A 13113-nucleotide genomic window follows, 5' to 3' on the forward strand; every position below is an offset into this window, starting at 1 on the left:
AGGAGGATTTATGGTAACTAAGAAGTAACATTATCTCCAAAGGTGTTTATTAAAACATTTTTTAGAAAATCAAGGTATAAGGTGAATGTCTATATTCATCAAGCTAACAAACTATTTAAAATGAACTATGAGAATACTTCTGCTGCAAAATACGCATATGAAAACAGAAATACTAATGATAATATTTTAAAACGTAAATTAAAAATTTATGAGTCAAAAGCTTGTTTAATAGTTAATTATATATTAAAAAATACGAATTCTGTCGAACTATTAGCGCTCAATTATTTAAAGCAACAAAAAATAGATGATTTTTTATTGAATTAGATAAGTTGGTTGAGAAACAATTAACTAAATTTAATTGATTAAAAATGCGTAAACAAGGCTTTTTACAAAAAATGTTCATTTAGGTTCTTGTAACAACCTATTATGCTAATCATTAAGTATATCTTTAATTAAAAAATATAAATTTTATAATTTTTAAAAAAATATTATAGGTGATATGCTTGTTTCATACTTTAAAGAAAAGGTGATTTAGATGACAGTTGCTTTAATTACGGGCGCAAGTAGTGGAATTGGTTTTGAAACAGCTAAAATGTTAGCAAAAAAAGACTATCGCGTTTATGCTGTTTCAAGAAATATAAAAAACATGCAAGCTTTATTAGCGTATAATGTTAACATAATTCAATTAGATATAACAGATTATAATGCAATTCATGAAGTTGTTAATCATATCTTAATCCGAGAGGGACATATAGATATTTTAATAAATAATGCTGGGTATGGATCCTATGGTGCTGTTGAAGATGTTTCTATTGAAGAGGCAAAAAGACAATTTGAAGTGAATTTGTTTGGTTTATCAGAATTAACAAGAGCTGTTATACCTTCTATGCGTGAACAAAAAGCAGGAAAAATTATTAATATCTCGTCTATTGGGGGACGTATACCTAACTATTTTGGAACTTGGTATCATGCATCTAAATATGCATTAGAAGGATATAGTGAAAGTTTACGGCTAGAGCTTTCTGATTTCGGTATAGACGTTATTATTATTGAACCAGGTGGTATAAAAACGGAGTGGGGAACGATTGCAGCTCAAAATCTTAAATCAGTTGCAAAAGGGGGCCACTATGAAGAAAAAGCTTTAAAAATGGCACAATCAATGATTAAACAGCAATCTCTCAACATACTCTCACATCCATCTGTAGTAGCAAAAGTTATTATTAAGTCCATTGAAAAGCGTCATGTACAAGCGAAATATGTCACAGGATTCATTGCTAAACCACTTATCATTTTACATGCGATATTACCAATCAAATTATTTAATTGGACTTTAAAAAAACAAATATCTAAATAAATTTAGTGAAAAAAATGATGAAATAAGGTAGCAAAATATATTTGCTACCTTATTTTTTAGAAATTATTTTTAGTGTGGCTAACCATTTTAGTTAATAAGTTTGAGGTTATTGGTCTCCATTGAAAATCTAATTTTTCGAGTATAAAGTTAGTTTTGTAGTCTAGTGTTTCAAAATGTGATTTGTTAAATAATGTATTGTCTAAAATACCTGTGTGTAGTAAAAAAGTGTTGACCTCATCATTTAACATATCTAATTCAATACATTCTATTAAGTAATCCATAAAATCATTCCAATGAACATCTTCAATATAATTACCATTTTCGTTATAAATTGACATTAACTTTTTAAATGGTAAGAAATGTGTATTATAAACATGATAAATTTCATTTTGTAACTGATTATTCAATATCAATTTATTACATGCTTGTGCGGCTTTGTTTACTGGCGTAAAGTCTAAATTATCCAATTTCGGATATTTTTGTAATTTCTTGAATGATTTGATGACATTGTAAAAAGCATTGTTTTCTTCATTCTTCTGGAAAATACCTGTTTCAGAATCGCATTGTAGATTACCTAATCTATAAATATTTGTTTGAATACCTTCATCACGGTAAGCAACGAGCAATTTTTCAGCTTCTATTTTACCATCCATATAAACATTGTTTGGTTTCTGACCAATATCAATATCATCTTCTGAGAAAATAACAAACTTCTTATTTTCGATGTTACCTGAAGCAACACTTTTCGTTGACATATGATGAATTTCTTTAGGCTTATTTTCTTTAGCAAATTTGGCTAAATTATTAATTGCGTTAACGTTTGTTTTATATGATGAATTTTCGGTTGCAAAATGATTTACGTTTGCAGCAGCATTAATAATAATATCTACATTATTCGTTAGGTGTTCATAAGTATCATTGTCAAAACCTAAACGTTCCATTTCAATATTTCCTTCCACAAAATGAATGCGCTTTTCATATTTTGGTTTTAGTGGAGAATCAAAATAATATAACCAATTTTCCTTTAGTTTCATTTCGCCACTTAATTCTTCACTATTTCTTACCATGATATAAATAGTGAAATCTGTACGGGCAAGTAAATCTTTTAATACATGGATACCAAAGTAACCTGTCGCACCTGTTAGTAGCACTTGCTTATCTAATTTAATTGTATTTTTATCGATGTTTTTATAATTTTCAGTACTTTTCTCTTTATAATCGTTGATAGCATTCATAAACTCGCTATGAAAATGAGTTTTTTGTTCCCTATTAATGTGTTTAAGTGTATTCAATTTTTCTATGGTATTCGTATCTCCACGTTCAAGTAATGCTTTACTAATACATCTAACTGTTTTTAATTCAAATATATCTTTAATAGATATATTGTATGATCTTGATAACAATGATGTTAATTTGATGGCTTTAATCGAATCTCCACCAATTTCAAAAAAATTGTCCTGTACACTTACACGATTCATATTTAATATTGATTCAAATGCCTCCGCAACTATGTTTTCCATTTTATTACTTGGCTCAATATAAGTTTTACTTTCAACTTTTATTTCAGGTAATTGCTTTTTATCCAATTTACCATTGGGCGTTACGGGTAATTTGTCTATTTGTGTCATGTAAGACGGAATCATATAGGTCGGTAATTTTTCACTTAACTTCGTTTTGATATCATCAAACGCTATTTTTTCGTCTGAGAGTAAATACGCACAAATAGCTAATTCTTCGCCTCCCATTGGTTTAGCAACAACTGTAACGTCTGAAACTTGGTCAATTCGACGTAAAGTATTTTCAATTTCTCCTAGTTCAATACGATAACCACGGATTTTAACTTGCTCATCTATACGACCTAAGTAGCTAATATTGCCGTCGACATTCCACTTCGCTAAGTCACCTGTACGATATAATTTCCCTTTACCAAAGGGATTATCAATAAACCTTTCTTTTGTTAATTGAGGGCGGTTTAAATAACCATCAGTTACACCTACGCCACCAATACAAAGTTCTCCTGGCACACCAATACCCATGAGATTATTATCTTCGTTCATAATATAAGCTTGCGTATTTGCAATAGGTTGTCCAATTGGCACAGCGTCATAAATAATATTATTTTCAAAATCAAAATTTGTGACATCAATCGTAGTTTCAGTGGGGCCATAGACATTGGTTAATTGTGTGTTGTTTTTTTTACCAATCCATTCATTAAATTGATTCACTAATTTTGGTGTCACTGCTTCACCGCCAACTAAAACGTGATTTAAGCTAGAAAGCAAGTGCGCTTGCTTCGTCGACTTGATGTAATCGATAAAAGGAATAAACATCGAGGGTACAAAGACAGCCATTGTTACCTTAGACATTTGGATTAACGAAGTAATTATTTCTGGGTTGCCTTCTTCACCGGAAGGTAAAAGTGTTGCTTGTGCACCCACTATGGCCCATCCAAATAATTCCCATATTGATGGATCAAATGTAAATGGCATTTTGAATAAAATGTTATCATTACTACTTATATCAAATCGATTAATTCTCCTATTAAGGTTATTCATTACACTTTTATAGGGTATCTTAACACCTTTGGGCTTGCCTGTTGTACCAGAAGTATAAATAATACACATTAAATCAGACATATTTGTAGTATATGATAAATTGTCGGTAGGTTGTATAGATGTATTTATATCCTCTTTTAAATTTATAACCGTTTGATTAAATTCAATGGAAGTATCTAAAACACTATCCGTTAATAATGTATAGGCGTTACTATCCGTTAAAATATAGTTGATACGTTCACTTGGATAATTTGGGTCAATTGGTACATAGGCCCCGCCTGCTTTTAAAATGCCGTAAATACCAATTATCATTTCTAAATGTCGATTTGTCATTATACCTACAAGATGGTTCGCTTTTACGCCTTTATGTCGTAATTGATGCGCGAGTTGGTTCGCTTTAACATTTAACTCACTATAACTGAGACTATCACCTTCGTAAGTAACCGCCGTTTGATTAGGTGTTTGCGCTACTTGATTTTCAAAGCGTTCCACAAAGGTTTGTGTGTTGTTTAAATTCATCTCTGTGTTGTTAAATTCGTTTAATATAGTTCTTTTCTCATCTTCACTAATTATCTCTATGTCTTTAATTTGCTTATTTGGATTTTCTATTGCTGTTTCTATAATTTTCAACATAAAATTATGTAAATCTGCAATTTCTTTCTCATTCACAACAGCAACTTGATAATCATAATCTATAGCTAAAGAGTTATCCCTATTTCTATTACTTATACTTATAGCTAACGAAGTATTGTTTGAGCCATTATCTAGCCATTCGTCTGAATAACCATTTTCTATAATTTTCGAATCATATTGCTTGTTTTGAAAAGAGACCATACAGTCTAATATTCCAGATTTACTCCCGTTATCTTCTATAATCTTTCTATAAGGATATTTTCTATGCTTTAGTAAATTAAAACTTTCGTATTTTGTTTTGGTTAGTAAATCAGAAATAGAATTATTACTAGAAACATCTACTATAATAGGCAAGGTTCTTGAGAAAGCGCCAGTGAGTTCTTTTTCCATTTTTTTATTTCTGTTATGCATTATTGAGCCAACTGAAATTTTTTCTGCTAAAGTCTTTTTATATTTTAAAATAATCATGGCAGTAGTAAATAAGTTGCTAATACTTATATTATTTTTTTCACAAAATGTCAGTAATTTAACTGTATATGCATCAGTTAAATTAAAACTTTGCCTGTCTCCTTGAGCACAGTTTGTTGCGTTTTTTTTAAATAATTCGTTATCTTCTAAATTTTCTAATTTTTCTATCCAAAATTGTTTATCTTTTTTAAATCTTTCCGAATTTTTATATTTTAATTCTTCTCTAACATGATCAAAATATGAAGGTTCCAATGTTTCTGTTTTAGTGCCATCAATTAAGTAGTTACAAATTGTATTCACTGCTATCGTCATACTCCATCCATCTGAGATAACATGATGTTGTAATAATAATATCCCAGTTTTTCCTTCTGGTAACTTTATTATTGTAAATTCAAACAAGTCATTATTTATGGAAAATATGTTTTTGCTCACTTGTTCATCTATCCAATGACGATATTCTACTTGATCATTGGTAAAATCAACAACATTAAAATTTTTATCTTTATGTTCACTAATATATTGTTCATATTCTGAATTTTCTTTTTTAATTTTAATTCTATAACTATCGTGATTTTTTATTAAATTATTTAATGCTTTTTCAATTTCCGATATCGTCACTTTATTTTTAATGTTAACAATTCCCGCTATATTATTGATACTAGTATTTTCGTAATATTCTTGTAACTGAATAATTTCGATTTGTGCATCTGATAAAGGAACTTTTTCCATAATTAAACCTCCAACAATTTATATTCTAAGGTTAACATATTTCCAAAGAAATTTAATGTTTAACATTTTGTTTTGATTAGTAATAAAGAAATAATAAATGAAAATATATAAACATAATAAATTTTTTGCAAAATGGTGGTTAAACAACTCAAAATAAAATTATCTATGTTCGAAATCTCTAAATGATAATATAAGTTAGAAGGTCATCAAAAGGATTAAACCTTTGATAAAACCAGATTATAAGCTCATTTATACAAGCAAAATTGGTTTGAAAAGTGTATGGGTGATTGGTATTAATGCTATTTGCGCAAGATTTCCTTAAGGGATTAATATAGCAAATGAACTTCTTGCTTCTGGGTAAAATAAAAAAGTATTAGTTACAAAAGCAAAAACATTATCAAAACGACTTATTACATTGATGGAAGCATATGTATATTATGCGGGGAGGTTACCAGTACTTTTTAATAGATATAGCGAAGATGAAATGAATTTTATAGTAAGTAGTGTTAGGTTTAGATGCGAATTAAATATTATTCTTTATATTATTGTATATGAAAAACAATAAATGTTTAATTAAAACAAAAAAAATAAAGTTTATATTTTTAAAGAAATATTATGGGTGATATGATAGTCTTATATTTATAATAGGAGGGATATTATTAGGAAAAGCTTAAATAATCTGCACAAGGAAGACACTATGAAGTAAGGGCTTTAAATGATTATCTGTTTTTATTCAATATTACCATTTAAATTATATACTTAGATTTTAAAAAGACTAATATCAAAATAATTTATGATAGGAGCGACATTGAATGTTTACTAAAAACCTAACATCTGCACAAATGAATTATGTAATGGGTGAATTAACTTATCGTAATACAAGCCGTTACAGTCTTTCCTTTTTATTACATGCTGACAATTTTTACTCTTATGATGCTATAAATAATGCGTTAAATAATCTTGTTGAAAATTTTGATGCATATAGAATTCATATAACTACTGAGCAGGAAAGCCCAAAACAATATATAGAAAAATTTGAATTCCAATACTTCCCATTAGTAGAATTTCAAGACGCTAAGCAATTTGAAAATTGGATTAATGGACAAAAAAATAAATGCATATTTGGTTTTAATCAAGATTTATACGAGTTTAAAATCGTGAAAAAACCTGATGGGAACCATTCTATTTTCTTCTTACATCATCACACCATTACGGATGTTTGGAGCATAACTCATACAGTTAATTATATAGCTAAAACACTTATTGGTCAGAATATGGAGGATAATTCATATTCTTATATAAGTGCAGTGGAAAATGAACAACAGTATGTAGCATCGAAACGTTTTGAAATTGATAAAAACTATTGGACTAATAAATTATACAATTATGAAATTGTTAGTTATTTACCGATATTAAAAAGTGCAGGTTATACGTCATTAAGAAATTCATATCATCTCAATGAATATGAATTTAATCTACTTCATAAAATATGTAGTGATTTTTCAATTAGTATTAGTACATTGTTTATGTCTTTAGTACACTTATACATCAGTAAATTATCGAGTAGAAATAAAAACTCAGTAGGTTTAATGTTACATAATAGAAGTAGTGAAATTGAAAAATCAATTTGTGGTTTGTTTACCAACGCTTTACCATTAATTGTTGAAATAAATCCAGAACAATCTGTTGAAACGTTTATAAATTTAGTTAAAAAAGAGAATTTCAGTCTACTAAAGCACAGAAAATTTCCTAGTCATTTATTAGTAGAAGAAATGAAAGATAACAATCCATTAGCCTTAGTTGATTGGATAATTTCGTATCAAAGTGTGAAGTATGATAGTGAAATCACAAAAGCAGGTTTTAATGATGAATGGTTAATAAATAAAGAAACTGTTTTCAATACATTAAATATACATCTTAGTGATAGAAATAATAAAAACACATTGCATATCGATTATGATTTTAACACGCGGTATTTAAGTGCTTCAGCCGTTGAACACATACACCATAGCTTAATGAAAATTTTAAGTCAATTTCATAATAATCACGACGCATGCTTAAAAGACATAGAGGTTGATGTCATTTAAGAAATACATTAAGTAAAATTATATTTAATGGTTAATCATTCTTAAGATTTATTATTTCATTTCTTGAAAACGTATATTGTTGGATGTAATCCTTTAAGACTTAAACTGTATTTTTTCTGCAAAGAAAAATCTAAAGTATTTGCTAATGATACAATATTATTCCATCCTTCTGATAAAATAACTACAGTGCCTTCGTATGATAAAACTCTATATATTTCAGTCAGTATTTCTGAATTTATTTTATTTGTTTCAGAACCAAAGGAGATTTGTCTCCCGAAAGGGATGTTTGTTACAACCTTCGGAATAGATGTATTAGCAAAGGTTAATTTACAAGTATCCCACTGGTTCACTTCTGCAGGGGAATCTATAAGATTATCTTGAGCTACGTCAATAGCTTCCGAATCAATATCTCCTCCACCTATATAAGTAAAGGGATAAGCTAGTCTTTCTGCTAATATTGTTCCAGCCCCACAACATGGGTCGAGAAAGACATTTTCAGCTTGCGGGTCTGAAAGTCATACCATAGCGTGTGCTACTGTTGGTAATAGCGCAGCTTTATTAAAACTTCGCTGCTTTTGTCTGAAACGATAGATTGCATCTGTTAATCTTATTGAAAAAAGCGCATTATCGTCAATTATGTCTAATCTAAACTCTATATCATGATTTTTAGATGTGCCTATCTTTCTATGTGGATACCTTTTCTTTATTCCTTCCATGGTTTTGTTAGCAACCTCAAATCGAGTATAGTTATGTGAACCGGATCGACTAACATTCACATAAAAAGCCCCTTTTCTTAAAAAAGGTTTTAAGTATCAATCATACACATATTTTTGTAAGCGTTGTAGGCTAGATCTTTGTTTACTAACTTTGAAATGTGTAATAACTTGATATAAATTATCAGCTAATTTTAGAGTCTTTAAATAATCTATATTTAAATTAGAACTAAAAAATACTTTCCCTTTCTCTAGCTTTTTTATCTGAGTAGCTGATAGCTTTGTATTTATCTCTTCAAGAAGTACTTATTCTAAACCTGTTAATACAGTTGCAAAATAATTGTTCATATATTTGGAGTTTAACTTGTTAAAATAGTAAGTTAGAAATCCGTCCCTTCTTTTAATGTAAAATTAGCAAAATAGGGGTTAGATTACTCGACAATCTGTATATAATATTTTCTGATATGAAAGTAATAAAAATCGACTATTCCATAGCACCTTTAGCGCAATCTGCAATTCGCCCAACTGCAGAACTTTTTAAAATTATATTATGGTTAAAGTTTGAAAATGCTCCAAACAAATGAAGTGAAATATTGTAAGGCTATAAATCTAAAAAATAGCAAGAAAGTATAAAATTTTAGAACAACAAAGCCACTTACGAGTACTGTAAGTGGCTCAGAACATAAATAAACCTTAGGTGATAGTTCGCCTAAGGTTTATTTATATATAATGGTAGATATTTTACAACCTTCTAAAATTAATAAGTCATAGTGAGTTAGTTAGAAAAATTAAAACAACCAAATAATAAATATTTAATATATTATAACAATTTATTCATATGCTAAGTAAGGAAAAAAGCCTTTTAAAAATTGTTCTGTAGCTGGCATGAAATATGAGCCAAAATGATAATCCGGATCTAGCGTTGTAATAATCCAATGACCATATTGCTCGGAGTTTTGTTCGTACATTACAGCACCGCCATTTTTTGAGGCAATTAATATTTCAGCATCTTCTGGTGGCCAAAACACGCCATGTTGATGCCATGTGCAATCATTTAGCGTAAGGTAACGTGCGAATAATGAATGATTCGGTGCTGATAAAAGCAAACCACTATCAGCATTCTCTTCTAACCACCACCAAAAGTTTGTAGGTCTAAATTCCCAATTTTGATTTGGCAGCCAATCGTTGGGTTGTGGTCCAAATGCGACAACAGTACCTCCAGATTGTGCGAAATCATGAATTTTATCGACACTTTTTAATAATAAAGGCTGGTTTAACTGTGAAGGCACGATTAATATATCTAGCATACTAATGTCTGCTTCTAAAAAATCTGGATGGTAAATTAATTGGTCTATAAATTGATGAAACTTAGGTTCGTGGAATGTACGATAATGTGACTCATTTCCAGAATATATAACCCCTATTTTATTCATTAACTTTGCCTCCTTGTAATGATATGATTTCTTGTTTTAACCAAGTTGTAAATTGATTAGAAATATAATCAGTTGTTTTATTTTGCGCTGTGTATCCTAAAAGTGAACGCCCCGCGTGTATAAAGAGTGTACCTTTTGTTGAAGTTCTATCTACATAGGTCACAACATGTCCGTTACGAAATGTTAAGTGTATTTCATGTTCAGGTTGCGTTTGGTAATGGCCTCTTGCAAAGAAACCAGCTACACCTTTATTAAATGTCATGTCGTTAGTATCGACATTGGCATAGATAGAGGAATCACTGTTTGGATATAGCGAATAATCACTGAAATGATTAATATGTTCCGGCATAAATAAAGCAATTTTCGGCAAAAATGGTCTAAATAAGTGCCCAAAAAAGACAATGACTTTTTTAGCGTTCAAATAGTCATCAATCAAACGCTTATGACAATATAAATATTCTTGATCTACGAAATTTGGAATAATAATTGCATCAAATTTAAAAATATCTAATTTGTGAAATTCATATTGAGGTATATACTCTACAGTTATTTCTTTGTCTATATCATTTTCTTTATTAATACCAAATGCATGCTCAGGGTCGATGTGACCAATTAAATAAGTCATTAAAAACATCCTTTTATAATTAGTTTCTTTTTTGAAATAACATTTTTGATGATGATTAATTTTTTAAATTGAAATTGATAATCATTATCGTTAAAATAGTTTATATATTATAAAATACGCATAAATATAAAATTTAGCAAGGGAAGTAGAAAAATGAATAAAATCGCATATTTAGCAATAGACATCCAATTTTCGAGACTTACAGAATTAGATCGTCTAAGAGGGCTCGTGTTTTTAAATGTATACGACTTGCCAAACACCAATTTAAATATATTTGATGGCGTGATTATTTCAAACCATATCGATGAGCCTTATTTATTGGCACAAGACGACATATTACATGACTATATAAACCAAGGCGGAGTGATTTTCACATTAGTGGAAAAATCTTTACCTTGGTTGAATTGTGTATCGAATTGGAAAAGGTCTTCCATCTCGTTAAAAGATCGAGCTTTAGAAGTGAAAGCAACGGATAATGGGCTTTTTGAGAATATTAAAGTAAAAGATTTGGAATATAGACGAGGCGTGCGGGGTTTCTTTTCAAGAGGTTATTTTGAAACAGTTCCTGAGCAAGCAAAAGTGTTAATAACGGATCAAGAACAACAACCTATTGTTTATGTAGACCGAACACATAAAGGAACGATATATGCAGGTGCTGGCACCGATATGTATCGTATCTATACATACGAAGACAACACTTCAAATCAAGTGGGGCTACAGATGTTAAATGCCATACGTACAGAAGCATCGAGAATTAGGGAGGATTATCAACATTGAATATAGCTTTGATTATTAATGGGACACCATACCAAAATAGATTTTTAGAAGAACAGGAATTTAAGTATTTATATAATGACGTAATACATATTAGAACATTAAGATCACACGATTTAAGTTGCTATGACACAATTTTATTATCGTGTCGGCTAGATATTCAATTACTGAAACAACATAGACAATTATTTTTAAATTTTTTAAAACAAGGTAAGCGGCTAGTGATTTTTGGAGAAGTATTGGATCAATGGTTTCCTCACATACATTGGGAAGATTCTGAAGTGAATTTCAGTTGGTGGGTTCGACCCAACGGCGACCTCCCGTTAAACCCTGATTATCAAACGCATAGTTTATATGAATATTTGAAAGTGGATGATATGAAGTGGCATTATCACGGCACGTTCGCTCCACCAAATGGCGCGAAATCATTATTAAATACACCAGAAGGACGGTCTATTTTTTATATTGATGATGTCAATTTCAATGGCGAGTTAATCGTAACGTCTTTGGATCCAATGTTTCATATTGGACTTGGATTTATTAATCAAGCTAAGCCATTTTTACATGGTTTAGGACAATGGCTAAGAAGAGGAGATAATCAATGAAGAAAAAATATAGTATCCTAACTGGGATTGTATTATCAGCTACATTACTTACAGCATGTAATTCAAATACGACAGCTACGAATTCAGAAGATAAAGAATTAACAAAAGAAGAAAAAATAGTGAAAGACCAAACAAATAGAGAAGTGAAAATTAAAAAAGATCCAGACAGTATTGTAGTAGGAGGTATCTTGCCATACTTTTCTACTTGGTTTGTAGGGACGAACTCTACAAAAGAAATTAAAGGCATACATCCTAATGCGTATAACGCTGCAGAAAATTCTATACTTTCTAAAATATCGCCAGATATAAAAAAAGCGTCTACAGAGTTTGTGAAAAATGGCGATGTGAATATAGAAGAACTGTCTAAAATAAACCCAGATGTCTACTTTGAAAATGCTACGGAACAGAAAACCTTAGATAAAGTTGCGGAGAGTGGCATACCAACAATGGGGTTGCAGACAATCAAGGTAGAAGACGCTGATCCTTTAGCTACGTTTAACAGCTGGTTAAAAGTCACTTCAGATATTAAAGGTGGTAAGACGAGTGATAGAACTGAGAAATTTATGAAAGAGGGAGAAAAATCTCAAAAAATGATTGATGATGGGCTACAAGACACGAAAAAATCAGACAAACCCAAAGTTCTATTCTTACATCAACACACAGACAATTCTATCGTCGTTGGTGGCGGTAATTTCTTTAGTGAAAAATGGATAGAAGCAACTGGTGGTATCGATGTTGTCGGTGATGATGGGGTTGATGGTCAAAAAGAAGTTAATATGGAACAAATTTATAAATGGGATCCAGATAAAATCTATATTACGAATTTCACTGAGACCCAGCCTAACGATTTATTGAAAAACAAAGTGTCTGGTCAAGATTGGAGTCAAGTCAAAGCAGTTAAAGACAAAGCGGTCTATAAGGTGCCTTTAGGTATCTATCGTTGGTTCCCACCAAACGGGGATGCGCCGTTAATGCTTAAATGGATGGCACAACATAATCACCCAGATAAATTCAAATATGATATGAAAGATGAAATAAAATCATATTACCAAGATTTTTACGACTATAAATTATCAGACAGAGATGTTGAGTCTATTTTACATCCTTCTTCTGATGCTGCGAAGTATTAAGGAGTTA

Annotated in this window: 10 protein-coding genes; 5 read left to right on the forward strand and 5 right to left on the reverse strand. The window is 30.3% G+C overall.

Features of this window, described 5'->3' with window-relative positions:
- Nucleotides 1-535 precede the first annotated feature (535 nt).
- Nucleotides 536-1354, forward strand: a complete 819-nt coding sequence (locus J5E45_RS05665) for an oxidoreductase (protein WP_039067894.1) — start codon at nt 536-538, stop codon at nt 1352-1354.
- A 56-nt stretch (nt 1355-1410) separates the two neighbouring features.
- Here the strand turns inward: J5E45_RS05665 and J5E45_RS05670 are convergent, their stop codons facing one another.
- Nucleotides 1411-5739: a non-ribosomal peptide synthetase gene (locus J5E45_RS05670; protein ID WP_208181777.1), complete on the reverse strand. Its 4329-nt coding sequence runs from the start codon at nt 5737-5739 to the stop codon at nt 1411-1413.
- Between the two features lie 812 nt (nt 5740-6551).
- Here J5E45_RS05670 and J5E45_RS05675 point away from each other — a divergent pair.
- Nucleotides 6552-7826 carry a condensation domain-containing protein gene (locus J5E45_RS05675; protein WP_208181778.1) on the forward strand — a complete coding sequence of 425 codons (1275 nt, stop codon included), beginning with the start codon at nt 6552-6554 and terminating at the stop codon, nt 7824-7826.
- Between the two features lie 56 nt (nt 7827-7882).
- Here J5E45_RS05675 and J5E45_RS14535 read toward each other — a convergent pair whose 3' ends face one another.
- The 4 genes from J5E45_RS14535 to J5E45_RS05695 all read right to left on the reverse strand — a co-directional run bounded on the left by J5E45_RS14535 (nt 7883) and on the right by J5E45_RS05695 (nt 10597).
- Entirely contained in the window at nt 7883-8284 is a 402-nt protein-coding gene (locus tag J5E45_RS14535; RefSeq protein ID WP_346335256.1) for a TRM11 family methyltransferase, read from the reverse strand.
- Nucleotides 8285-8341: 57 nt separating this feature from the next.
- The gene (locus J5E45_RS05685; RefSeq protein ID WP_208181779.1) at nt 8342-8602 is read right to left on the reverse strand and encodes a hypothetical protein; all 261 of its coding nucleotides are present in this window, start codon (nt 8600-8602) and stop codon (nt 8342-8344) included.
- 767 nt (nt 8603-9369) lie between these two features.
- Nucleotides 9370-9972 carry a hypothetical protein gene (locus tag J5E45_RS05690; RefSeq protein WP_208181780.1) on the reverse strand — a complete coding sequence of 201 codons (603 nt, stop codon included), beginning with the start codon at nt 9970-9972 and terminating at the stop codon, nt 9370-9372.
- Complete coding sequence (locus J5E45_RS05695; RefSeq protein ID WP_069793296.1) at nt 9965-10597, reverse strand: hypothetical protein; 633 nt, start codon at nt 10595-10597, stop codon at nt 9965-9967. The genes J5E45_RS05690 and J5E45_RS05695 overlap by 8 nt, the downstream gene beginning before the upstream one ends.
- A 153-nt stretch (nt 10598-10750) precedes the next feature.
- Between J5E45_RS05695 and J5E45_RS05700 the strand changes: the two genes are divergently transcribed.
- The 3 genes from J5E45_RS05700 to J5E45_RS05710 are packed head-to-tail and all read left to right on the forward strand — an operon-like array spanning nt 10751 to nt 13106.
- Nucleotides 10751-11374, forward strand: coding sequence for a hypothetical protein (locus tag J5E45_RS05700; protein ID WP_039067902.1), 624 nt, complete (start codon nt 10751-10753; stop codon nt 11372-11374).
- Nucleotides 11371-11976: a hypothetical protein gene (locus tag J5E45_RS05705; protein WP_208181781.1), complete on the forward strand. Its 606-nt coding sequence runs from the start codon at nt 11371-11373 to the stop codon at nt 11974-11976. Before J5E45_RS05700 ends, J5E45_RS05705 begins: the two co-directional genes overlap by 4 nt.
- The gene (locus tag J5E45_RS05710; protein WP_039067904.1) at nt 11973-13106 is read left to right on the forward strand and encodes an ABC transporter substrate-binding protein; all 1134 of its coding nucleotides are present in this window, start codon (nt 11973-11975) and stop codon (nt 13104-13106) included. Before J5E45_RS05705 ends, J5E45_RS05710 begins: the two co-directional genes overlap by 4 nt.
- The last annotated feature ends 7 nt before the right edge of the window (nt 13107-13113 follow it).

This window comes from Staphylococcus shinii (genome assembly GCF_017583065.1).
Classification (GTDB): domain Bacteria; phylum Bacillota; class Bacilli; order Staphylococcales; family Staphylococcaceae; genus Staphylococcus; species Staphylococcus shinii.